The 22,228-nt window shown below is 69.2% G+C and carries 26 protein-coding genes and 1 pseudogene; 11 read left to right on the forward strand and 16 right to left on the reverse strand.

Going from position 1 to position 22,228, the window contains the following annotated elements:
• The 6 genes and pseudogenes from ACIREE_RS41300 to ACIREE_RS41325 form a co-directional block, all read right to left on the reverse strand.
• A pseudogene (locus tag ACIREE_RS41300) lies at positions 1–356 on the reverse strand (hypothetical protein); the annotation flags it as partial.
• A gap of 170 nt (positions 357–526) precedes the next feature.
• On the reverse strand, positions 527–2,038 hold the full coding sequence (locus tag ACIREE_RS41305) for an alkaline phosphatase family protein (protein ID WP_404164553.1): 1,512 nt from the start codon (positions 2,036–2,038) through the stop codon (positions 527–529).
• A 240-nt stretch (positions 2,039–2,278) separates the two neighbouring features.
• Positions 2,279–2,575, reverse strand: coding sequence for a hypothetical protein (locus ACIREE_RS41310; protein WP_404164555.1), 297 nt, complete (start codon positions 2,573–2,575; stop codon positions 2,279–2,281).
• Positions 2,572–2,763: a toxin-antitoxin system HicB family antitoxin gene (locus ACIREE_RS41315; RefSeq protein ID WP_404164424.1), complete on the reverse strand. Its 192-nt coding sequence runs from the start codon at positions 2,761–2,763 to the stop codon at positions 2,572–2,574. The genes ACIREE_RS41310 and ACIREE_RS41315 overlap by 4 nt, the downstream gene beginning before the upstream one ends.
• A 300-nt stretch (positions 2,764–3,063) precedes the next feature.
• Positions 3,064–3,720 carry a PepSY domain-containing protein gene (locus ACIREE_RS41320; RefSeq protein ID WP_404164557.1) on the reverse strand — a complete coding sequence of 219 codons (657 nt, stop codon included), beginning with the start codon at positions 3,718–3,720 and terminating at the stop codon, positions 3,064–3,066.
• Positions 3,721–4,000: 280 nt separating this feature from the next.
• Positions 4,001–4,363 carry a DUF6479 family protein gene (locus ACIREE_RS41325; RefSeq protein WP_404164559.1) on the reverse strand — a complete coding sequence of 121 codons (363 nt, stop codon included), beginning with the start codon at positions 4,361–4,363 and terminating at the stop codon, positions 4,001–4,003.
• Positions 4,364–4,600: 237 nt separating this feature from the next.
• On the opposite strand from ACIREE_RS41325, the gene ACIREE_RS41330 reads away from it, so the two are divergent.
• Positions 4,601–4,729, forward strand: a complete 129-nt coding sequence (locus ACIREE_RS41330; RefSeq protein ID WP_263398772.1) for an LPFR motif small protein — start codon at positions 4,601–4,603, stop codon at positions 4,727–4,729.
• A gap of 57 nt (positions 4,730–4,786) precedes the next feature.
• Here the strand turns inward: ACIREE_RS41330 and ACIREE_RS41335 are convergent, their stop codons facing one another.
• The 3 genes from ACIREE_RS41335 to ACIREE_RS41345 all read right to left on the reverse strand — a co-directional run bounded on the left by ACIREE_RS41335 (position 4,787) and on the right by ACIREE_RS41345 (position 6,193).
• The gene (locus ACIREE_RS41335; protein ID WP_404164561.1) at positions 4,787–5,347 is read right to left on the reverse strand and encodes a GNAT family N-acetyltransferase; all 561 of its coding nucleotides are present in this window, start codon (positions 5,345–5,347) and stop codon (positions 4,787–4,789) included.
• 72 nt (positions 5,348–5,419) lie between these two features.
• A complete protein-coding gene (locus tag ACIREE_RS41340; protein ID WP_404164562.1) occupies positions 5,420–5,773 on the reverse strand; it encodes an ANTAR domain-containing protein in 354 nt (117 codons plus the stop codon).
• A gap of 273 nt (positions 5,774–6,046) precedes the next feature.
• Positions 6,047–6,193, reverse strand: a complete 147-nt coding sequence (locus ACIREE_RS41345) for a hypothetical protein (protein ID WP_404164564.1) — start codon at positions 6,191–6,193, stop codon at positions 6,047–6,049.
• A 650-nt stretch (positions 6,194–6,843) separates the two neighbouring features.
• On the opposite strand from ACIREE_RS41345, the gene ACIREE_RS41350 reads away from it, so the two are divergent.
• Complete coding sequence (locus ACIREE_RS41350; RefSeq protein ID WP_404164566.1) at positions 6,844–7,869, forward strand: DNA topoisomerase IB; 1,026 nt, start codon at positions 6,844–6,846, stop codon at positions 7,867–7,869.
• A gap of 180 nt (positions 7,870–8,049) precedes the next feature.
• Entirely contained in the window at positions 8,050–8,598 is a 549-nt protein-coding gene (locus ACIREE_RS41355; protein ID WP_404164568.1) for a chemotaxis protein CheB, read from the forward strand.
• 56 nt (positions 8,599–8,654) lie between these two features.
• Here ACIREE_RS41355 and ACIREE_RS41360 read toward each other — a convergent pair whose 3' ends face one another.
• Together ACIREE_RS41360 and ACIREE_RS41365 are read right to left on the reverse strand one after the other, a co-directional pair.
• Complete coding sequence (locus ACIREE_RS41360) at positions 8,655–8,933, reverse strand: hypothetical protein (protein WP_404164570.1); 279 nt, start codon at positions 8,931–8,933, stop codon at positions 8,655–8,657.
• A gap of 280 nt (positions 8,934–9,213) precedes the next feature.
• Positions 9,214–10,107, reverse strand: coding sequence for a LysR family transcriptional regulator (locus ACIREE_RS41365; RefSeq protein ID WP_404164572.1), 894 nt, complete (start codon positions 10,105–10,107; stop codon positions 9,214–9,216).
• 111 nt (positions 10,108–10,218) lie between these two features.
• Between ACIREE_RS41365 and ACIREE_RS41370 the strand changes: the two genes are divergently transcribed.
• The 3 genes from ACIREE_RS41370 (at position 10,219) to ACIREE_RS41380 (ending at position 13,516) form a co-directional block, all read left to right on the forward strand.
• Positions 10,219–11,298, forward strand: a complete 1,080-nt coding sequence (locus tag ACIREE_RS41370) for an alcohol dehydrogenase catalytic domain-containing protein (protein WP_404164574.1) — start codon at positions 10,219–10,221, stop codon at positions 11,296–11,298.
• Between the two features lie 668 nt (positions 11,299–11,966).
• A complete protein-coding gene (locus tag ACIREE_RS41375; RefSeq protein WP_404164596.1) occupies positions 11,967–12,581 on the forward strand; it encodes an RNA polymerase sigma factor in 615 nt (204 codons plus the stop codon).
• Positions 12,578–13,516 carry a CU044_5270 family protein gene (locus ACIREE_RS41380; protein WP_404164576.1) on the forward strand — a complete coding sequence of 313 codons (939 nt, stop codon included), beginning with the start codon at positions 12,578–12,580 and terminating at the stop codon, positions 13,514–13,516. The genes ACIREE_RS41375 and ACIREE_RS41380 overlap by 4 nt, the downstream gene beginning before the upstream one ends.
• 216 nt (positions 13,517–13,732) lie before the next feature.
• Here ACIREE_RS41380 and ACIREE_RS41385 read toward each other — a convergent pair whose 3' ends face one another.
• Together ACIREE_RS41385 and ACIREE_RS41390 are read right to left on the reverse strand one after the other, a co-directional pair.
• On the reverse strand, positions 13,733–14,230 hold the full coding sequence (locus tag ACIREE_RS41385) for a hypothetical protein (RefSeq protein ID WP_404164578.1): 498 nt from the start codon (positions 14,228–14,230) through the stop codon (positions 13,733–13,735).
• A gap of 196 nt (positions 14,231–14,426) precedes the next feature.
• Complete coding sequence (locus ACIREE_RS41390) at positions 14,427–15,356, reverse strand: phytoene/squalene synthase family protein (RefSeq protein WP_404164580.1); 930 nt, start codon at positions 15,354–15,356, stop codon at positions 14,427–14,429.
• A 214-nt stretch (positions 15,357–15,570) separates the two neighbouring features.
• Between ACIREE_RS41390 and ACIREE_RS41395 the strand changes: the two genes are divergently transcribed.
• The 3 genes from ACIREE_RS41395 (at position 15,571) to ACIREE_RS41405 (ending at position 17,846) form a co-directional block, all read left to right on the forward strand.
• On the forward strand, positions 15,571–16,062 hold the full coding sequence (locus tag ACIREE_RS41395; RefSeq protein ID WP_404164582.1) for a DUF2975 domain-containing protein: 492 nt from the start codon (positions 15,571–15,573) through the stop codon (positions 16,060–16,062).
• Positions 16,062–16,283 carry a helix-turn-helix domain-containing protein gene (locus tag ACIREE_RS41400; protein WP_404164584.1) on the forward strand — a complete coding sequence of 74 codons (222 nt, stop codon included), beginning with the start codon at positions 16,062–16,064 and terminating at the stop codon, positions 16,281–16,283. Before ACIREE_RS41395 ends, ACIREE_RS41400 begins: the two co-directional genes overlap by 1 nt.
• A gap of 471 nt (positions 16,284–16,754) precedes the next feature.
• On the forward strand, positions 16,755–17,846 hold the full coding sequence (locus ACIREE_RS41405; RefSeq protein WP_404164586.1) for a GDSL-type esterase/lipase family protein: 1,092 nt from the start codon (positions 16,755–16,757) through the stop codon (positions 17,844–17,846).
• A gap of 62 nt (positions 17,847–17,908) precedes the next feature.
• Here the strand turns inward: ACIREE_RS41405 and ACIREE_RS41410 are convergent, their stop codons facing one another.
• Positions 17,909–19,201, reverse strand: a complete 1,293-nt coding sequence (locus tag ACIREE_RS41410; protein ID WP_404164588.1) for a PucR family transcriptional regulator — start codon at positions 19,199–19,201, stop codon at positions 17,909–17,911.
• A 317-nt stretch (positions 19,202–19,518) separates the two neighbouring features.
• Here ACIREE_RS41410 and ACIREE_RS41415 point away from each other — a divergent pair, with 317 nt between their 5' ends.
• Positions 19,519–20,484, forward strand: coding sequence for an esterase/lipase family protein (locus tag ACIREE_RS41415; RefSeq protein WP_404164590.1), 966 nt, complete (start codon positions 19,519–19,521; stop codon positions 20,482–20,484).
• Positions 20,485–20,564: 80 nt separating this feature from the next.
• On the opposite strand, the gene ACIREE_RS41420 is transcribed toward ACIREE_RS41415, so the two are convergent.
• On the reverse strand, positions 20,565–21,458 hold the full coding sequence (locus ACIREE_RS41420; protein ID WP_404164592.1) for an aminoglycoside phosphotransferase family protein: 894 nt from the start codon (positions 21,456–21,458) through the stop codon (positions 20,565–20,567).
• A gap of 294 nt (positions 21,459–21,752) precedes the next feature.
• On the opposite strand from ACIREE_RS41420, the gene ACIREE_RS41425 reads away from it, so the two are divergent.
• On the forward strand, positions 21,753–21,908 hold the full coding sequence (locus ACIREE_RS41425; RefSeq protein ID WP_086020387.1) for a DUF6131 family protein: 156 nt from the start codon (positions 21,753–21,755) through the stop codon (positions 21,906–21,908).
• A 110-nt stretch (positions 21,909–22,018) separates the two neighbouring features.
• On the opposite strand, the gene ACIREE_RS41430 is transcribed toward ACIREE_RS41425, so the two are convergent.
• The coding region (locus tag ACIREE_RS41430) for a DUF4232 domain-containing protein (protein WP_404164594.1) at positions 22,019–22,228 on the reverse strand (210 nt) is incomplete at its 5' end.

The following is a 22,228-nucleotide window of genomic DNA, read 5'->3' on the forward strand; positions in this document are numbered from 1 at the left end:
TTGGCGGTGACCAGGTAGTAGCCGCCGGCCTGGGACTCGGACGTGAGCGTGAAGCTCACATCGTTGGTGCCGCACGACTGCCCGTAACCGCTCTTCCCATCGCCGCCACCGCTGCCACCGCCGTCGGTGCCGGAGTCGGCTTTGCCGCTGGTGTCACCGGAGTTGGAGCCAGAGCCGCTGGACGGGCTGCCGTTCGCGGGGCTCTCGCTCCCGCTGCTCGCGGCGGGGGAAGCCGTGGACGTTCCGGCACCCGTGGTGTCCTCGGGGCCGCACGCGGTGGCGGTGGCGGCGAGGGCCGTCACCGCCACCGCGGCCAGGACGAGGCGGGCGGAACGGGCGGCACGACGCGAACGCATGATGATCTCCAGGACCTGTCGGTAGCGGTGTCTCCTGCTGACACCGCTGACACTAAGGCCGCGTTGATCCTTAACTGATCCTGAGGACGTCCGGGTTCTGTCTCAGCGACCGTGACTCCCCCGCATCACACCAAGTGGACCGAAGCCCCAGCTCACCGCCATCAGCCTGCTCAGGATTGACTGATCTTGACCCCGTCGATGGTCCAGAACCAGTTGTTGCCGCCGGTGTAACGGAACCGCACCTTCGCCCTGGTCGCCCCGCCGGGCACCTGGAGCGAGACGCTCTCGGTGCGGGAGGACGTGTCGGCCGCATACGTTTTCACGGAGACCGGGGTCCCACCGTCGTAGGAGACGAGCACCTCGCCCTTCTGCGGGGATTCCTGCCGGTAGAAGGTGGTGTACGTGAGGGTGGCCGAACGGCCGCCGGTGACCGTGAAGTCGGGGCTGACGAGCGTCGAGTCGAAGGTGCCCGAGACCGCCCTGTCGGACCATTCGTCGCCGTCGGCGACCGCGAAGACGTTGCGGGCCCGGATGTTGGACTCGCGCTGCTGGTCGCGCTCGGCCTTGGTCCAGAACTCGTCCGTGGTGAACGACCAGCCGCGCCACTCGGTGACGCCACCCGTGCCCATGGCGGAGTTGTCGACGGACCAGCCGCGGGGCGGGGTGTGCGTGAAGCCGACGACGCCTGCACCGATGCCGGTCTCGTCGACGGGCCCGGTGAGCTCGGTGCGCAGGCTGTCGAAGTCGTCGGGGCCCGGCTGCTGGATCGGTCGGCCGTCCAGGCCCCAGGTCGGGTCGATGGCGATGCCGAGGTGGGCCAGGGCGCTGGCCGCGATGTCGGGCATCTTGACGTCGTGGCGGAGGGAGCCGGCAGCCGCCGTGGAGCCGACCGCGATCATGAAAGTCTGGCGCTCCTGCCACGTGGAGCCGCCGTGGCCGCCCGGGTCGGTGTGCCCGTGGTCGGCGGTGACCAGTATCAGCCAGTCCTCATCGGCGTACGTGGTACGGGACTTGAGGGCGTCGACCAGCTGCCCGACCTGGCCGTCGACGCCGTGGATGGCGTCGAGGTACTGCCCGCTGGCCGCGCCATAGGAGTGCCCCGCGTGGTCGACGTTGTCGAGCTGGACGAAGACCGCGTCCGGGTCGGCGGACTTCAGCTGCGCCACGGCGCGGGCGGCGGTGCCGGTGTCGTACTCGGCGCTCGGCGTGGAGACGCGGGTGTCGACCTTCGGGGAGAAGACGGTGTCGGTGAGCGGCGCCCAGGAGGAGACGGCGTACGTCGACAGGCCCGGCTTCGCGGTCTCGATCCGGGTCAGGAAGTCCGGGTATCGGGCGAACTTGTGGCCGGTGAAGTTGTTGTCCTTCACGTTGTGCTTGTCGGGCCAGACACCCGTGATGAGCGTCGACCAGCCGGGCCCGGACAGCGTGGGCGCGAGCGGGTTCGCGTAGATCGAGCTGGGGGCGGTCAGGCCGGCCGCCATCAGCGCCTTCAGGTGGGGCGCGTCGGCGTCCTTCACTCTGCTGAGCAGGGTGCCGTCCAGGCCGATGACGAGGACCTTGGGGGTCCTGGCTGCGGCGTACGCAGTGGTAGGCACGCTCAGGGCGAGGGCTGCGGTGGCGGTAGCGGTGGCGGTGCCGATGAGGAGCGAGCGGCGGGTGACGCCGGACGTGTTGCGCGACATGCGGTCCTCCGGTGGCGTGCGGGCACGGGTGGGTCCAACGCCTGTGAGTACACAGGGGCGTTGGACCAGACCCGTTATCTTTTGGTGACGCGCACGCGAATGGCCATGGACATTCGTCACCGCCCGATGGACTCCGCGCTGCCGGTCGCGGACTTTCAGTGGTTCACGTACGCATAGGGAGCCTGAGATCCGTGGGTGCCTGCCCGACGCCGCGGGCTGCTCGGCGCCCCGAGTCGAGTCCTACAGGTCCAGCACAGCGCGCAGCGCGCGGTCGACGCGGGCCATGGCGTCCTGGCCTACGGTGCCGCGCAGGGTGGCGCCTTCGAACCGCTCGGTGCGCAGCTGCTGCACGTTGACGGCAACCGCGGTGCAGGGGATCGGGTCGCCGATCACTACGGACATCGCGGTGTCCGGGTAGCGGCCCGAGGGGTGCAGCACGATCGCCACGACCGCGCCGAACGTCGTCTCCAGTCCGGTGAGGGAGATGATCAGAACGTCGCGGCCGTCTGCGAGCGTCCAGATTTCGCCTCGCTTCACAAGGTGTCGCCCTCGCCCGCCAGGTCACTGCCGAGACCGAGCGCGGCGAGCTGCTGCGCGGCGTCGAGGACGGCCTGGCGGCGGGCGGCGCGCACGATGTACGCGTTCAGGCTCAGACCGGCGGCTTCCGCGCCGGCCCGGATCGACGGATCGAGGTCGTCGGGGATCCGGAGCGTCATGACAGTCATGCCACCAGACTAGCCACCACATTCTGGTGGCGCAGCACTATGCATCTGAGGGCCGGCCTGCATGCCCGAGCGGGAGGCAGGCAGGAACGAGGGCCGGTTGTCCGCGGGTATGGCCCGGTCGGCCTCTGCGTCTGTCCGCCCTCACGGCGAGACTGGCTCTGGCAGGCAACCGGTTGGCCCCGGCCCCTGTGCGGGCGTCGCTTCGGCAGTGAGGCGAGGACCGCAGAGCCGTCGGGGGCCGACAGCCGTAAAACCTGGCCAGGAAGCGCCCCTGAAGCCATCTTGTGGGTCAGTCGCGGGTCAGTCGCGGTCGGTGTGCTTGCGCAGAACCGTGCGGTCGGTCGCGTCGATGTCGTAGGTCGTCTTGTTCCAGTCCTTCGTGGTGACCACGTCGACGGACCACACAGGCTTGCCCTGGTCGGTGTCGTCGAGCTCGACGGAGGTGACGGTGCCCTTGGTCTTGTCCGTGGCGGTCTCCACGGCCTGCTGCGGGGTCACCTTGGCCTTGGACAGCCGGCCGGCGAGTTCCTGCTTGTCGTCGCTGTCCTGGTCCGAGTCCGCCTGCGCCTTGCCGGCCTTGCCCGTGACGGCGTCGACGCGGAGGGTGCGCTCCGTACCGTCGTCCGTCGCCACCTTGGCATCCCAGCCGGGCTTGTCGGCCGGGCCCTTGAGCTCGATCGAGACCGGCTTCGACCCGTCCACGGCTTTCACCGCCGTGTCCAGTGCCTTGTCGTAGCCGACCTTGGCCTTCGGAACGAGGGCTTTCCGCTCGGCCTGGTCGTCGGTGAGGTTGCCCGCCGACGCCGAGGAAGTCGTCGACGCGCGGGTAGTGCCCGTGTCCGCCCCGGTCCGGCCGACCTCCTTGTCGTCGTTGCCACACCCCGTGATCAGGGCCCCCGCCGCGGCGACGGCGCACACCAGACCGATACCGCGCGAGTTCAACAGACGTCGGCACACTGGGACGAAGGTGCCTTGTTTTGTACGCATATGGACACGTTAAGGCGGTCGCTGACATCCTCTGGTGCGCCGCGCGGGGCGGGTACATGGCTCCGCGTAGACGAGGAAGAACGCCGTGGCCAGCACCGCCAGAGCGATGATCAACCGTTGCCGCGACATGTCAGGACTCACCTCCCGGTCCCGGCGCGGCGCATGACCGCGGCGGCACGGTGGAGGCGGGTTCCCGAAGAGTCCAGCGGGCGTACCTAGCCCACCCGGGGTCGAGCGACGCCCGGCCGGATCAGCTGCCGAAGCCGCCGCTACCGAAGCTGCTTCCGTCGCCCTTCTTGTGGTCGGCCGGATCCTGCGACGGGCTCGGATGCGTACTTGAGGTCCCGTATCCCTCATGGAGCTCGTGCGGCCTGAGCCGACCGCCGTCCTGCGGCACCTCGTCCGGTTCGCGGTACTCCTGGACCTCCCCGACAGGGCCGCCTTCCGGCATCTTCGGCTGTTCCTCCGGCCTCGGTCGGCGCGATTCACGAGTTTGGATTCGGCGCCCCAGAATAAAAGCGCCAATCAGGACCAGGACGACCACCACGCCCGCGATCCACATCAGCAAAGCCGCACTGGACGACACGGCGAGTTCCCACTCCGTCTTTTGCATACGACTGCTGTACCCGCCCGCGCGAAAAAGTAGCTCACGCTTACGCCTGCTGGTTCATCGGCGGATGAGGCAGTGGGCCTATTCAACGTTGCTGCTCCAGGGTGAGTCCGCCCATGCTGGGGCCCACGGGAGGGTGTTTTGCATAACGGATGTCCGGGCACCCGCCCAAATACGGGCCGCCCGAAAGACGGGCGGCCGGACGACGAACCACTCATCGGTAATGGAAGGCTCATTTTCATGCTCAAGGCCATTGCAGACGTACTCCGGGCCATCGGCGGAGCCATCGCCACCGTAGTGACGCTTCCCTTCCGCGCGGTCGCCCGTCTCTTCGGCGGCGCTTCCGACACCGCCCACGGCCACCATTAGAGCGGCCCTGCGCACGAGGAAGGTCAGGAATCGTGGACGGGGGCAGTCGAGGTACGTCTACCGAAACTGTTCCCACGCGGTCCGGGTGAGCTCGTACGCGACTTCACCGTGCTCGGAGCCCTCGATCGCCTCCGGCCAGTCCCCGGTGAAGTTCCGCACGAAATACAGGCCCGACTTCTCCATGACACGACGGGAGCGGCTGTTGACCGCCATCGTGTCCGCTGTGACCCGCTCGACCTCCAGCTCCGTGAATCCCTTGTGGATCAGGGCCCGGGAACCTTCGGTGGCGTAACCGCGCCCCCATGCCGCCTGGTCCAAGCGGTAACCGAGCTCGACCACGGCAGCGCTGTGCTCCTCCAACGGCCGGAACTCGAACCAGCCCAAGAAGGTGCCGGTGCTCCTTTCCTGCGCAGCCCAGTAACCGCGGGTCCCCCAGCACGGGTAGTCGTGCAGAAGTCGCGGCAGGACCCGCGTCTCGATCGTCTCGCGGCTGGTGGGACGGCCACCGTTGATGAAGCGCATGACCTCGGGGTGGTTGTCCAGGGCGAGCAGGTGGCCGATGTCGGCCGCCGTGAACGCGCGCAGAACGAGCCGGTCGGTCTCCAGGAAGTTGGGCATGCCGCGATCTTCACCGCGCGCGAGCCGGGCGTGCCATCGATTTTCCGGCCGTCGGCACGTGATGGCGATCTGTCAGGGCGGCGTATTGGGCGCTTGGGCTTGCGGGCGGTGCTGGAGCAGGCGTAGTTGGCGGTCGAGTTCGGTGCGGACGTCGGTGGGGAGGTTCCCGGTGAGGTTCCACTCGGTGAGCAGGTCCGCGATGTGGCGCAGTTTGATGTTCGTGCGCTGGGAGATGTTCCGGACCACGTCCCACGCCTGATCGGGGGTCGCGTGGGCGACGGCCATGATGATGCCGACCGCCTGGCCGATCTCATGATGCGCGTCGGCCGCGTGTCTCAGCTGGCCGACTTCCTCCTCCAGCCGGGCGACCGTCGCCTTGGCTCGTTCGAGTTTCGGGGCAGCGTCCTGCTCCGGTACCTCTGACATCACTCTCGCCTCCGGGGTCAAGGGGGGCCGCGACACAACAGTGCCAATACCGTCCCCTACTCCCCCGAGCCTGGAAACCCCGCCTTCACCGCCCGCCCCACACGCTCACCCGAAACGGGGGCCTACCCGCACACGTGTGAGCTTTCTGATGAACGGGGAGTCAACAAAGAGGCGTGTTCACCCCCGTTGGAGGTCACTCGCGCCGAGGCTCTTCCGGTTCGGACCGGAGCCGGGGGAGCCGCCTGCTTTTCGGCGGGTGGCTTGTCGGGCCCTCTACTCGCGGCGCACGTCGGGGACCGGTAGCGGGCGCTCCGCCTTCACGAGCATCTTCCGAAGGTCGCCGCGCATCTGCCGGGCAGCCTCCCGGTGCCCTCGTGCCTGCACTCGCATCTGCCGGGCGCGCAGGAACGTGTCATTCACGGCCACGGCCTCCGATGACCCTCTGATGCCCCCTGGCCCCGGCTGGCCATGGGGTTCCGATCCCCCCGCCGACAGGCGCACCCTCGCGTGCGACCACTCTGCGCCGCCCCCGCAGAACGCGTCAACGCGGTAGCCGGACGCCTCCAGTACCCACCGGCCGAACCGCCACACCCGGCGCCCCCCACAGGCCCCGCCGACCCGGGGCGTGGTCTTCGTGGGGCTGTGGGCCCTCCGTCCGGCGTACTCGAGTCGCGTGAAGGCCGGCCTTGGCCGTAGACCGGACCCATGAGCGACAGACAAGACAGTGGCGGGCACGGACAAGAACGGGTACACCACCCCGGCGAGATCGTTCCCGATTCGGGAATCTACGAGTGCGACTGCCAGCAGCATCACGGCTACAGCACCGACGTACGCGGCCACCGGTTCCCGCCTCCGCCGGAGGGGTGCACGGGCCACGGGTGGAGGCTCAAAGACGCCGCGCATCCCGGCGCCTGAGTGGGCACCGGATCCGGATCGCGGGGCCATGGCTCGCACACCGAACGAGGTCACGAGCGACGCGCTGCCCAGCGGCGGACGCGTAGTCGACGGCGGGCTGCGCCGAACGCGCCACTTCAGGATCCGGCACCACGCCGTGAGGGCACTCCTGGAACATGGGTGAGAAGTGGCGGCTGAGGACGAGCCACGTCGACCGACCCGGGATCACCCGAGTCCGTTCGGGACGCGGATTTCGCTACAAGGATGCCTCGGGGCGTGACATCGACAACCCCGAGGAGAAGGAACGCCTGCGGGCACTCGTCATCCCCCCGGCCTGGCGGGACGTCTGGATCTGCCCATGGCCCAACGGTCACCTGCAGGCCGTCGGCACCGACGCCGCGGGCAGGCGCCAGTACCTGTACCACCCGCTGTTCCGCGAGCGGCAGGAGCTGGCCAAGCACGACCACGTGCTGGAGGTCGCCCGCGCGCTCCCCGAGGTACGCGCGCAGGTGACGCGGGACCTCGGCCGCCGCGGTCTGTGCCGTGAACGGGTGCTCGCCTGCGCCGTCCGCCTGCTCGACCTCGGCTTCTTCCGCATCGGCAATGAGGCCTACCGGCGGGACAACGGAACGTACGGGCTGACCACTCTGCTGAAGGAGCACGCCTCCTGCCGGGCGGGAGAGGTCTGTCTCACGTATCCGGCGAAGTACTCCAAGACGCAGAGCCGCGCGTTCGTCGATCCGCCCGCCTGCACGGTGTTGCGCGCCCTGCTGCGCCGGGGCGGCGACGGCCAACGGCTGTTCGCCTACTGGCAGGGCGGGGCCTGGCACGAACTCGACGCCGCCGAGCTCAATGACTACCTGCACGAGAGCGCGGGCAAGGACATCACCGCGAAGGACTTCCGCACCTGGCACGCCACCGTCCTCGCGGCGGTCGCCCTCGCCGTCTCCGCTCGCGTGGCCGATGGGTCCCGCGCCGCACGCAAAGGCGCCGTCACGCGGGCCGTCCGCGAGGTCAGCGCGTACCTGGGCAACACACCCGCGGTGTGCCGGGCCTCGTACATCAACCCGCGGATCATCGAGCTCTTCGATCAACGGCGCACGATCGCCGACGCCCTCGAGCAGCTCGGCGACGGCGCTGCGTTCGGGCACCCGGCGACCCAGGGGGCCATCGAGGAGGCCGTGCTACGGCTGCTGACGTGAAGCGGACGGGGCGCACCGCGAAGTGGATCCGTTGGATCGCGAGCAGGACACCAGCAGCCCCCCTGAGGACTACTCGGACTACTGAACCGACTCCGGTCTGGCGGCCCCGCTCGGCCTGGAGACGGCTACTCTCCAGACGTGGGTACCGACTCTTCCCCTGCTTGTGCTGACTGTTGCGTCGTGGTGGCTGCCTCTGCGGGCGGGATCCAGGGCCTGGGGACACTGCTGGGCGGCCTGAGCGGCGAGCTTCCGGCGGTGGTGCTGGTGGTGCAGCACTTGCGCCGTGGCCGCGAGACACAGATCGTCTCCGTGCTGACCCGCCGGACCGACCTCGCGGTCAAGCTGGCCCAGGACGGGGAAGAACCGGTTCCGGGCACGGTGTACATCGCCCCGCCCGACCGGCACCTGTGCGTGCGCACGGCGGGAAAGCTGGCACTGACGGAAGAAGGCCCGGTGAAATCCGCCCGCCCGGCTGCCGACCCGCTCTTCGAATCGGCCGCGAAAGCCTACGGTGAGAAGGCCATCGCCTGCGTGCTCACCGGAACGGACGGCGACGGCGCCCAGGGCATCACCGCCGTGAAGGCGCACGGCGGCACCGTCCTGGTGCAGGACCCCGACACGGCACAGTTCCAGGGGATGCCCCGTTCGGCGATCAACACGGGCCTGGTCGACCTCGTACTGCCTCTCAAGGACATCGCGCCGACCATCACCCGGTTTGTGCGGCGTTGAGATCGTCGCGGTCAGGTCCGCGCGCTCCGGCCGTCACTGCTCGCCGGGCGCCCCGGTCAGGATCCGCCGCCCAGGAGGAAGCCGCCGCCGGTGACAAGGATCTCGGCGATCACAAGGATGTGCTCGTGGGTGCCGTAGCGGATCTGGAGGTCCTGGGAGACGAACGCGCGGCGTGCCCCCTGCCCCTCGTCCACGGTGCCTCGGGCCTCAGGGTTGCGGGCGAGCATCCCGATGGCACGATCGACAACGCTGGCCTGCTCATCGCTCAGGGCGCGGTATTCGTCGCGGGCCTGGATCGACAGGATGGGTTCCAGGGCGGTGGATGCTGCGTTCATGTCCGCGATTGTCGCAGACGACGACAGGCCGGCACGTAGACCGGTGAGAGCCTGTGTCATATCCCCGGCCGGATCAGCGCGCGTCGTCTGGTGCGTGCGATCGCAAGGCGCCGGAAGGTCCTGGATGGGGGTCCCCCCTGCTCGAGCGAAGCCGGCACGGCTGCGCCTGCGCGCGGTGTGTGCTTGCGCATGCCGGCCGCAGCAGGTCGCCCTGAGAGCGGTGAACTCCGCACAAACGCGGGTCAGGGGTACCCGCCATGTGTACGGCCCTGGTGGCGGTTCAGGCGGTCGAAGTGATCGCTCGGGTGACGGCCGTGATCGCCGGGGTGGGGTGGCCGCAGAGGCGTGCCACGAGCACCCGGCGAATCTCGGGGGGTGCGCCGTCGACGCGCAGCACGCTCACCCCGGGCAGCGGCACCAGTGAGAGCCCGGAGGGCACCGTGGTCACGCCGAAGCCGCCCGCGACCAGCTGGAGCTTCGTCAGCCAGTCGCGCGCGGAGTGAACGACCCGCGGCCGTCCGGGCAGGCCGGGCCAGACGCCGAGCAGCGGCTCGGAGTTCGACGACGGGGTGGCGATCCATGCGGCGTCCACCAGTTCGTCGACGTGCACGGTGGTGCGTCCGGCGAAGTCTCCGGTCGAAGACACGGCCACGACCAGTTCGGTGTCCGCGACGGTCGTGAGGTGCAGGCGCGGCAACTCGCTGTCGAAGGGCCGGTGGGGAGGGCGGGATGTCAGCACGGTGAGGTCGAGCGAGCCGGCGCGCACCGCCCGGATCAGGGTGGGCGTGGTGCCTTCGCGGGTGGTGACCGTGATCTGCGGGTCGGCCTTCGCGAGGTGTGCGAGCGCGGCGGGCAGAATCGTCGAGCCCGCGCTCGGGACGGCCCCGAGCCGCACCAGTTCGGTCCGCGGGGCAGTGCCGGTGAGTTCACGCTCGGCCGCTGCGAGCGAGGCGAGGATCGTGTGGGTGTGCCGCAGCAGGGTCAAGCCGGCGGACGTGAGCCGCACCCCGCCCGGGCGGCGTTCGAACAGGGTGGCGCCGGCACTGTGTTCGAGGGCGGCGGCCTGGCGTGAGACGGCCGACTGCGTGTATCCGAGGCGGGCGGCCGCCGCGGTGAAGCTGCCGGACTCGGCGATCTGCCGCAGGACCCGCAGTCCCGTACTGGAGATGTCCATGCGTTATACGCATACCACGGATGCCAGATCATCGCTTCCCGCATGTACATCCCGCTCCTAGTGTCGCTCTTAAGAGGACGGATGAACATGGACGAACACGGAGGTCATCACGTGCGCGCAGCAGTTCTGACGCGGTTCGGCGCCCCACTCGCGGTGCGGGAGGTGCCGGACCCCGAGGCCGGGGGCGGGGAGGTGGTGGTCGAGGTCCTCGCCGCCGGCGTGGCGCCCTACGCGGCCGAAGTCTTCAGCGGCAAACGGAAGTACCCCCTTGTCCCTCCTGTCGTGCCGGGTGTCGGCGGCGTGGGGCGGATCGTCCACGTCGGCCCGGACGCCACCCGGCTGCGGGTCGGCGACCTGGTGTGGTGCGACTCGACGGTGCGCTCGCGGGACGACGCCCTGACGCCCGACATCACGCTCCAGGGCTGGAGTTCACGCGGCGAGGGCGGCGCGCGGCTCGCCGAGCACCTGCACGACGGCGCGTTCGCCGAGCTCATGCGGGTCCCGACGGAGAACGTCTTCGCGCTGCCGACCGCGGCCGGGGAGGATCCGGCCCGCTGGGCCGCGCTCACCGTGCACACCATCTCCTACGGCGGGCTGCTGGCAGGCGGGCTCGCGGCCGGCGAGACGCTGCTCGTCAGCGGGGCCACCGGAAACCTCGGCAGCAGCGCGGTCGCGGTCGCACTCGCGATGGGCGCGGGTCGCGTGGTCGCCCCCGGCCGCAACAAGGCCGCGCTCGGCCTCCTCGCCGACCGGTTCGGTCCGCGGCTGCGCCCGGTCCCGCTGACCGGGGACGAGGCCACGGACCGCGGGGCGATGTCCGCGGCGGCCGACGGCCCGGTCGACATGGTGATCGACCTGCTCCCTCCGAGCGCACCCAGTTCGGCCTCGCGCGCGGCGGCCATGACCGTGCGCGAGTACGGCCGGGTCGTCCTCATGGGCGGCGTCGGCATGCTCGGTGGCGACGACCTGGCACTCCCCTACCCATGGATCATGCGCAACTCGGTCACCGTGCGCGGGCAGTGGATGTACCCGCGCACAGCCAATGTCGGCATCATCCGCCTCCTCACCTCGGGCACTCTGGATCTCGCCCCCGAACGAGTCCGGTCGTTCGGCCTCGACGCCGTCAACGACGCCATCGCGTACGCCGCCGCGCACGGCGGCCCGTTCGACCGAACCAGCCTCACCCCATGAGTCATGGACCCCACTCTGAGAGCATCGCGGTGTGACCACACCCCTCGCCGAGACCCCACATCCCAGGATTCAGATCCATGAGGTCGAGATTCTTGGACCGAGCCGGCTGGCTGTCGTGGTGCGGTGCCTCGCAACGACGCGGCTGGGCGCGGAGTTTCCCTGTATGACTCATCACGGCCGAGCCGTAGACCTGACAGTGGCGGAGATCAGCCGATACCCCCGCGTGTCGTCACCCGAAGTGGAACCACCCCACGCAGCCCGCCTGGTCCTCACCGGCACGGGGGCCGACCAACTGCGCCTACACTCCCGGGACATCCTCCAGGGCACGCACCCAACGAGCTGACGCAGGCTCCTGTCGGACCAGGGCATACACACCCCACGCGGCGACAGCGAGCACCACGAGCACCGTCATGACGATCGTGCCCGCTCCGACATGCATGGAGCGTTCTTGCTGCTCGTGCTGCTCTTGAACGAAGGCCTTGATGCCGGCGTCAGTTCGCGTGCGGAGCGCACGACTGGGAAAGCCCTGAGAGACGGTGTCCCCCTCTTGGTCTGCCATCCCTAACCAGGGGTTATAAGGCGAAACATCACAGGCCTGGGCGAAGGCCGCTTCATGGCCGAACCTCTGTGGTGTGGGTCACTGGAACCGGCCTTCGCCGTACGGACAGATGGAAGGTGTGGATACGACTCTGCGCAAACGCATCAGCACGGGGGACCAAGGCGCTTTTGGCGAGCTCTTCGACGCGTACGCACGTTCCGTCTATAACCACGCGTTCCGGCTTACCGGTAACTGGGCGCAGGCCGAAGATGTCGTGTCACTGACCTTCCTGGACGCATGGCGCCTACGCGAGAAGGTCAATGAGGAAGGTGGTTCGCTGCGGCCCTGGCTGCTCGGGATCGCCACCAACGTCACGCGCAATACGCGCCGGGCGGCACGAAGACACGCGGCAGCCATCGCTCGTCTGCCTCGTGGGGAGACCGAGCGGGACTTCGCCGACGAGATCGCCGGGCGCCTCGATGACTCGGCGCAGCTGGCTCTGGTGCGAACGGCGCTGTCCGGGCTTCGCAGGGCCGATCGGGAGGTACTGGCCCTCTGCGTCTGGGCGGGGCTCGACTACGCGGCGGCGGCCCAGGCGCTCGGGGTGCCTGTCGGAACCGTACGATCGCGGCTCTCCCGAGCCAGAACAAAACTCGCGAAACACATGGAACCGCCTTTCGGACGCGGACAGATGGGAGATGACCGCACTACTGCGGTCAGGCCCGTCAAGGAGGGGAACCGATGACCCAGCTTCCCGAGAAATGCCTTCCGCCGGGCCGTCACGAACTCCTCAAGGAGCATCTGATGACCGAGATCCGGCAGACCGCGATCCAGCAGACCGAGACGCCCGCGCGGGCGTCCTCCGTACGCAAGAAGTGGTTGCGGCCCGCGTTCGCGGCGGCGGCCGTCGCCACCGCGGTGGCCGTCACGTTGGTGGTCCTCCCGTCGTCCGGCGGAGGCGCGAACGCGCAGCCGCCGACCGAGGAGGCCGTGGCGTTGCTGGAGGACATCGCGTTGGCGGCCGCCCGTGAGAAGGTGCCCGGCGACATCCGCGACGATCAATTCGTGTACGTCGAGAGCAAGGTGGGCTACACCACGCACCAGGAAGGCAAGAAGGCGAAGCTGGATCCCCTCCACAAGCGGGAGGTCTGGCTTTCGGTGGACGGCCTGCATACGGGACTGATCCGCGAGCCGGACTACGGGTTCGCGGGCGAGGAGGCGCTGAAGCCCGATCTCCCGCTGTATGAGGGCTCGACCAACTACCGCAACCTGCAGTCCCTGCCGACCGACCCCGACCAGATGCTGAAGTGGCTCCACCGGGTCAGTGACGGGGGCGAGAGCGAGGACCAGAACACCTTCGTACTGGTCGGTGACCTGTCGTTCGAGGGACTGATGCCGGCCGCTCAGAGCGCTGCCCTCTACCGGGCCGCAGCCACGATCTCCGGGGTGGTGGTCGTTCCGGACGCGGTCGACGCGGCGGGGCGCCGCGGCGTGGCCGTCGCGCGCGTCAACGGCGGGGAGCGCCAAGAGCTGATCTTCGACAAGGAATCGAAGCGATTCCTCGGAGAACGCACCGTCGCCGTAGAAGACCTGCCGGACGGGCAGAAGAAGGGCGAGCTCACCGGCTCCAGCGCGATCCTCGAGCGCGCCGTCGTCGACAAGCCGGGGCAGCGTCCCTAGCAGGGCGGGCGACGCTCGGCCGGTCCAGGCTGGAAATCTCTTGAGAGGACACCGTTGGGCCCAGGCCGGGCAGGAAGCAGGAAGCGGCCGGGGCCCCACGCGTGCGGTGGCTGAGCTTTTCACGTGCCAGCCCAACGACGCGGGGCCACAGGCCGAGCTCCACAGCGGTGCGGAAACCGCTTCGCGTACGAGCGGCTTCGCCGATGGAAACGGAGGTCAGGGCTTCGTGGCGCCTTCGAGCCACTGGGACGTGAGGCTCGTGACCAGCCCGGACACCGCCTTGGACAGCCGGGGGGTCATGGTGGTGGTGCCGCCCGACTCGGCTGTCTTCACCAGGTCGTCGATCGCGGACTGCAGCTCGGCCATGGCCTCGGTCTGCCCGTCGCGCGGTGTTTTGGGCAGGGCAGCCTCGATCGTGTCGACGTGCTTCTGCGCGTCCTGCGTGTCCTGCGCGGTCGTCTTGCCCTGCGGTGCCGCGAGGAGCCCGGCGAGCAGGCCGTTGATCGGTGCCAGGATGCCGGTGAGGCCGCCCAGCGGGGCCAGCTGCTGCAGCACCGCTCCCGGGTCGGGGTCGGCTGCCGGGTCGGATGACACGAAAGTGCGACGGGTGCTCTCGTCGGCGGAGTCCGACGCGAACGCGGGCGCCGCGCCGCCGATCAGGAGGGACGAACAGAGAGCGGAGATCACGAGGCGCCGTACGGGCAGAGCGGGCATGTTTTCGCCTTTCGAGGCTTGAGGGTGACGCTTGAGATCACCGTGGGACCCCTCTCAACGACCTGCAACTGAACCACCGTCATACGGCTTAAACAGCGACAGCCACCCCGAAGCCACCCCGGAAAGGGGAGCGGCGGACGCGGTGTCCGGCTGGTGATGCGGTGATGCGGTGATCCGATCCAAGTGGGCGCTGCGCCTACTTACGGTGAAACCGTGCGGCCCGGTACTGCCGACCCAGCGTGCGCAGAACGGCCGGCAGTGGCACCTCGGCTCCCCCGTCCACCAGGCCGCCGGCCGCGTGCCGGACCGCCGTGAGCTTCAGGCTCTGCAGCTGCCAAAGGGCCGTGACGAACGGCCGCACCGAGGGGTCGACGAGCTCGGACAGCCGCGCAGCCGCCTGCAGCTGGTCCTGCGCCAAGGCCGCCTGTTCCCGCACGATCTCCGCCAGCGCGCGTCGGGCCTCGCCGCTGGGGTGGACGATGCTCGCCAAGGTCAGCTGATGCCGATCGAGGTCCTGCTGAGGGATTCCGACCACACCACCGACCGCGTCCTCGGCAAGGTCGTCGAGAAAGTCCACGCGCTGCATCGACTCGATGAGGGCCCGGCATCCGGTTTCGAACGCCGCCTGATCGCTGTGCGTGCCGGTGGGGGCGACGAAATCGGCCATGAGCATGAAGGCGGGCAGTGAGTAGCCTTCGACGTAGTCCTGCAGCTGTTGCTCGGTGAGGAAGCCCGTGTAGTCGACCTCCAGATGCGCGCCGTCGAGGAAGGCCTCCACGCGCGGGCGCAGGCGGGGGTGGCGGGTGACCGTGTCGGCAAGCGCCCGGAGGGTGGCGTTGTCGATGGGTCGCGTTCCGTCAAGAGCGGCACGCGTGGCGGCAGACCATTCCGCCAGTTCGTTCTTGCGGTGGGCCACTTCCCCCGTGTCGACGCGCTCGTCGGTGAGATGCATGAAAGCCACAGCGGCGATGATCGGCGGGTGCAGCGCCGCGGGCAGCAGGAGTCGGACCGCCAGGTACTCCTTTTTCGCGAACGCCTTCACGAGAGAGCGCTGTTGGGTGTAGTCGACGTGCAGGTCAGCACGCTCGATCCCGGCGTGGCGCAGTGTCTTCTTCCAGGTGGGCATAGGGGTTCCTAGGTGGTGCGGCGGCCTGCGCGGGGGTCCGGCGGGCGGCCGGTGCGCAGCAGGATGCGGGGCAGGTCATGGCTTCGGCGCGATCGAGAAGCATCGCACCACCATGCCGCTGACCGCTGACCGCCCGCCGCCCGCCGCCCGCAGAGTTGCTCAGCCTATCGAGATTCGATAGATTTCCATCGTAGGTCGATGGAAGGAAGGGGACATGGGAAAGCTGACAGTGCGCGCGTTGCACGCCGTGCTCGTGGTGGTGCTCACCGGCACCGTGTTCGTACAGGCATTGATGGTGTGGGCGTTGGTCAGCGGGAACGACCCGGAGGACGGGTCGCTCCCGCTGACCCCGCTGCGCGTGATCACGATCCTGGGCATCGGGACGGCCCAGGTCGCCCTGGTCTGCGTATGGCGACTGGTGACGATGGTGCGACGCGGAACCGTGTTCTCCCACGTCGCCTTCCGGTACGTGGACGGCATCATCGGCGCGATCGTCGCGGCTGCTCTCCTGTGGTTCACGGTCACGGCCATCAACGCGCCCGGCCAGCGGGAGGACCCGGGCGTCACCCTCATCATGGGCGGGATCGGGCTGGCCATCCTGGGAGTCGCGCTCATCGTGCTCGTACTGCGGATGCTGCTCGCCCAGGCCGTCGCCCGCGATGTCGAAGCGGCGCGGATGCAGGCCGAGTTGGACGAGGTGATCTGATGCCGATCGCCGTCGACATCGACGTGATGCTGGCCAGGCGCAAGATGTCCGTGGGCGAACTCGCCGACCGCGTAGGGATCACCCCCGCCAACCTGGCGGTACTCAAGAACGGCCGCGCCAAAGCGGTGCGCTTTGCGACGCTCGCCGCGCTCTGCGAGGTGCTCGAGTGCCAGCCGGGCGACCTGCTTCGCTGGGAGGCCGAGGACACCACGGGCGAATGAACCGGGCCGGCCGACGCGTCATCGCCGGCCCCGCGCGCCTTTGACCGACTCGCGAGCATCCCGGGACCGTGCCCGGCGAAGAGCCGGGTCTGAACCCAGCATGAGCAAGTGTGCTTACATGCCGACCATGGTTCCCCTGGATGTGGTGTGTAGGGCCCCGAACTTGCTGCCACCACACGCGAGTTGGGCTTCGGTGTGAGCCGCGCTCGGAGTCTGTCGGAGGGACCGCCCGCGGCATCGCGTCACTTCTAAGGAGCGCACATGTTTCGAGCTTCGTCGACATTACTGCTTGCGGCCGCACTGACCTGCACGGCGACCGGCGGAAGCGTCGCAGCCGACGGAAGTGTCGCGGCTGTCGGGACGCAGGGGCCCGGTACCACGCGGCACTCACCGGGCACCTCTTGGCACACCTCCTGGGCCGGCTCCCAGCACAGTCTTGCCCCCACTCCCCTGCGCGATCAGTCCGTCCGCATGATCAGTCACCTGAGTCAGGGCGGGGACGCGGTGCGGGTCCGGGTGCAGAACACCTTCTCGCAGAGCCCGTTGTCCATCGGCGCGGCCACCGTCGCGGGCAGCGACGGCAAGAGCGCGGCCCTTGAGGGCGCGGCCCGGAGAGTCACCTTCGAAGGGCAGGGGCGCGTCGTGGTGCCGGCGGGAGAGGAGGTCTGGAGCGACCCGATTCCGATGCGGACCAGGGCGCAGGGCGACGTGGCCGTGTCGCTGTCCGTGTCGGGGCAGGCGAGCGCGGGCCGCCATGACAACGCCTTTCGCACCAACTACCTTTCCGCCCCGGGCTCCGGCGACCACAGCGGCGACGAGAGCGGCAGCGCCTACACCGAGAAGGTGCAGTCGACCTACCTGGTCAGCGCGGTGGACGTGCGCAACAGGGACCTGAAGGGCACGCTCGTCGCCTATGGGAGCTCCGTCGTGGACGGCACGGGGAGTACGAACTGCGGCCCGGGCTGCACCGAGTTGGGCAACAACCGCCGCTGGAGTGACGACCTCGCGCGGCGAATAGGCACGGAGTTGCCCGAGGAGCGCCAGTTCGCCGTGGCCAACGCGGGCGTGGCCGGCACCACCAGTTTCGCCGACTGCCCCGGCATGGACGACTCCGTCCGTGGCCTGGACTCCTTGGCACGCCTGGAGCGGGACGTCCTGTCACTGCACGGGGTGCGAGCCGTGCTCTTCTACTACGGAACCAACGACCTCGCCGTGGGGTGCGACGCCGAGCAGATCATCGGCAGTTACCGCGACACCTTCGAGCGGCTGCATGCGGCCGGGATCAAGGTCTACGTCACGCCGATCACCCCGCGCCCCGGCTACAGCGATGTCAACAACCGGGACCGGCAAGCGGTGGGCGACTTCGTGAAGAAGGGCAGCGACTGCTCCAGTACCTGCGACGGAGTACTCGACTTCGACCAGGTACTGAAGGACCCGGTGCAGCCCAACAGCATCAACCCCGCCTACGACACCGGCGACGGAGTCCACGTCAATATCGCCGGCCAGCAGGCGCTCGCCGACTTCATCTCGCTCCCGATGGTGACGCGCACGACCCGCCGCTAGGCAACCCGTCACTCGCGGCGTACGAGGCTCTCGCGCATGCTCGCCCGAACCCGCACACCGGGTCAGCCGCCCGCCGGGCCGCGCTCCAGCGCCTCCGCCGCGTCGAGGGCGCTGATCGCGGCTCGTACGCGCAGCGCGTCCGGCCCCGTCGTGACGTCGAGCCCCGCGATCTCGGCGGCGCGACGCAGCCGGTAGTCGACCGTGTTGGGGTGCACGCACAGTTCCTGAGCGGTGCGGCGACGGCTGAGCCCGCAGCCCAGGTACGCGCGCACCGTGGCCAGCAGTTCGGGGCGGGCCGTCAACGGTCGCACGAGCCGTGCCAGCTCGTCCCGGGCCGGTCCCGGGCGCATCAACTGGTACTCGAGCAGCACATCCGGCAGCCGGTAGAGGCCCGGCGGCCGCTCCGAAGCGGCCGCCACCCGGCGCACCTCCTGGGTCAGTGTCACCGCGGCGGGGATGGTCTCCGGGGCGGCGGCGGCCGCGCCCGCCATGATGTCGACGCCGGCGACCCGCCGCATGTGCTCGACCGCCTTGGCCAGGCGTGCCCAGTCCCGGCCTGCGACCCGGTCCGGCTCCGTCCTGCACGGGATCAGCGCCAGGCCGCCGTCACCGGACCATGCGGACAGGACGGTGCCGTCGACGTGCCGGTCGAGCTCCACACGTAGCCGGCGCAGTTTGCGTTTGGCCGCGATGACCGGACTCACCCCGTCGAGCGCCTCATCGGGATGGGCGCCGATGGCGAGGTCGAGGACCAGATAACAGGGAGGCACGTCCAGCCCCCAACGGGCCGCGGTGGTCGCCGCGTCCGCGCCCTCGACGAGCGCTGTCAGCAGGGCTTGACGTGCGGACTGCTCCTCGCCCAGGACCGCCTGACGCTCGGCGAAGAAGCCGGCGACCACGGTGACCGTCATACGTTCCAGGAACTGCAGCACGAGCACGGTGGCCGCCTGCACGTGTTCGAGGTCGTCCGGTGTGGCGTGGGAGAGCATCTGCTGCAAGCACTCCTGCGCGCCTACGTGGTACGCCCGCACGACCGCCTCGACGGGTACCCCTTCCTCGGCCCGTTTGGCGGCCGACTGCCGCAACGCCAGGAGCTGGCTCTCGCTCGGAGGTTGTCCCGTGCGCAGCATGGCGACGAAGGAGCCGATGCCCTGCTCGACGACTCTCTGGATCTCGCCGCGGAGTTGCTCGCCGGGCATCGTGTCGTAGACCGGTACGTGGTCGACGAGGCGGTCCAGGACGCGGCCCGCCAGCATGGGCAGCGCGTCGCTGAGGCGCTGGTGGAGGACGACGCCGTCGAAGGCCAGCGGTAGCGGCAACGGCAACGGTGTCGTCCCGTCGTGATCCTCACCCATGCCGCTCGCCTCTCCCGCCCCGAGATCGTTACGTGTGGTGGTAGCCAAAGTCGCTGGCCGTGAGCGCCGCGTCAAGAGCGCGGCCGGTGGTGTGTGCGGGGTCGCCGCGTCTTCGCGCGGGCCTCCGCCTTGTGACGGCTCACAAATGGTGTGCGTGATGTCTGGACGCCGGTCGGGGTCCATGGGGTGGTTGTTGCCTCAGTCTTCCTTTGGCAGCGCTTCTTCACCTCGCGCTTCCCTGGGAGCGCTTCTTCACCTCGTGGTGAGGCGTCCGCCCACGCCGATCCGTCAGCCGGCAGTCACCTCAGGAGATCCGTATGCCAGTGACCGAGCTTTCCCCGCGCAAGTTCCGCTCGTGTCTCATCGCCGCGGCCGCCTGTGCCGCCACCGCCCTCACCTTCTCGGTAGCGGCCCCGGCGCAGGCGGACACGGCGCCCGAACTCCGCGAAGGGGGTGTGCCGGAAGCCCTCTGGAACTATGTGAGCTCACCGGGAGCTGTGCCGGGCGCCAACGACTGGTCCTGCAAGCCGAGCGCCGAGCACCCCGAGCCGGTTGTCATGCTGCCGGGCACCTTCTTCAACCTCGGCGCGAACTTCGTGAAGACGGCGCCCCGGCTGAAGAACGCGGGCTACTGCGTATACGCCTTGAACTACGGCTTCACCCCGGTCTCCCTCGGCCGCATCGGAGGGCTCGGCCCCAACCGTGAATCGGCGGCTCAACTCGATGCGTTCGTGGACAAGGTCCTGGCGTCGACGGGCTCGGCGAAGGTGAACATCATCGGGCACTCGCTCGGCGGGAGCGTCCCCATGTGGTGGATGAAGAAGATGGGCGGCGCCCCTAAGGTCGACAAGTACGTGGGCTGGGCCCCGAGTTCGCACGGTACGAACCTCAACGGCATCGCCGACCTCGGCACCAAGTTGAACCTCATGGGATTCGTGACCCACCTCTCGAACGTGGCGCGCTTCCCCGGAGTCATCGAGCAGACGAACACCTCGGACTACAGCCGCGAGATGTGGGCGGACGGCGACACCGTCCCGGACGGCCCGCACTACACGGTCGTGATGACGAAGTACGACACCGTCGTCACGCCGTACGCCACCCAGGCGCTCCAGGGCAAGGACGTCGACAACGTGGTCCTGCAAGACCTCTGCCCGGCCGACCGCGCCGGGCACATGGGTCTCTTCAACGACGATCCGACACTGCAGATCACCATGAATGCCCTGGCTGACGGGCCGGCGGACTTCAAGCCTGTGTGCCGGGGATACGGTTTGCAGCTCCTGTGAATCCACGGTTCCGTCCGGCACGGGCGCTCTCGTCCCGCCCGCGAAAGCGAGCAGGATGTCGGCCGGGGCGGGGATGAGTATCAGCTCCGCAGAACCCGCTCGAGCGCTGCCCGGCCCGCGGGTCCCCATGTCGGCTTGCCTCCGGGAAGGCCCCGGTCTCCGTTCTGGCCCATCAGCATGAGGAACAGGCTTTGCTGAGCAGCCAGCCCGCGGGCGCGCCGGATCGTCGCCTTGTCCGCGTGCGCGTACATGTCGAAGAACCGTGCGGCGGCGCCCGCGGGGAGGAGTACCCAGGCAGCCGCGAGGTCCCACGCCGGATCACCCGCGAACAAGGAACCGAAGTCGATCACGCCCGAGAGCGTCCCGTCCGCGACGACGACGTTCGCCGGATGCAGGTCGCCATGCACCCAGAGCGGCGGGCCCGCCCACTCGGGCGCCGCGACGGCGTCGTCCCAGACGGCCCGTACATCGTCGGCGAGGTCGTCGGGGACGACAGCATGGAAGAAGCGGTCGAAGCCGGCCGTGCATTTCCTGGGGTGTTCGCCGCGGTCCTCACTGACCGGCGCGTCAGCCGGTGCCTCTACGTGGAGCGCCCTGACGAAGCCCGCCAGGGTGTCGGCCGCGTGGTCGCCGCGGCTGATCGAGGTGTAGTCCAGCGGCTCACCCGGAACCCAGGTCATGACGGTCCACGGCTTCGGGAAGCGCGCGGACGGTGCACCGATCCGTACCGGGTTCGGGACCGGCAGCGGCAGGCGCGGAGCCAGGACAGGAAGCCACCGGCATTCCTTGCGCTGCAGGGCCGGGGCGCCCTCTGTCCGCGGCATGCGCACCGCCAACCCGTCCCCAAGACGCCACATCTGGTTGTCCCACCCGCCCGCTACCTCGCGGATGGCCAACCCGGCAAGGTCCGGATGCTGCTCCTGGAGCAGGTCGTAGATCAAGTCTGCGGTGATCTCGATCTCGTCGTCGGTCATGCGAAGCGACTGTACGAGGGCCGGCGGAGCGGCTCGGCAGTCCCCATGCCCCCGACGGCTTCACCGTGCTTCTGATGGCAGGGGGCGATCCGGCGAGGCCGGTACCCGACGCGCATGTGCTGTCGTATGCGGGGCACACGGGTGGAGCACCACACAGGCCGGCGGCACCGCCGATCACGGTTGGCCGGGACGGCAGCCGGTTTGGGGCACGGAGTTGAGGCAAGGGGACGCGATGGGCTCGACAGGTCGGGGCTGCGCGTGCCGAAGAAGAGCACTCGGAAGATCGGATTGATCATGATTGTTGTTGGACTGATTCTGCTGATCATTGGCCTTCTGGTGGGCCTGTCCCTGCTGACGACCATTGGCGGAATACTCATCCTGGTCGGCGCGATCCTCTGGATTCTCGGAGCGACCGGCCGCGCCGTCGGCGGACGCAAACACTACTTCTAGACAAGCATCGCCGCCTGCCGATGCGCCATGCCCGGATCGGGGCCCCGCGGAGAAGAACATCCTCTCCTGCGGGGCCCCGATCGCATGTCGACCCACCACACGCGACGCCGCTACTTGGTGGTGTGGGTGGGGTAGACCTGGACGTCGGTGTAGGCGCCCTTGATGTCTCCGGCGCCCGCGGGCCAGTCCAGGGTCACGGTGTGGGTCTCGTTCGGGGGCGTCACGATGATGTTGGTCGGCGAGGAGAGGCTGTTGCCGCTGTTGTCGAGGGTGTAGGCCAGGTCGAAGACCGCCGCGTCACCCGGCTTCAAGGTGGTGAC

This window comes from Streptomyces sp. NPDC102467, from assembly GCF_044765445.1.
Classification (GTDB): Bacteria; Actinomycetota; Actinomycetes; order Streptomycetales; family Streptomycetaceae; genus Streptomyces.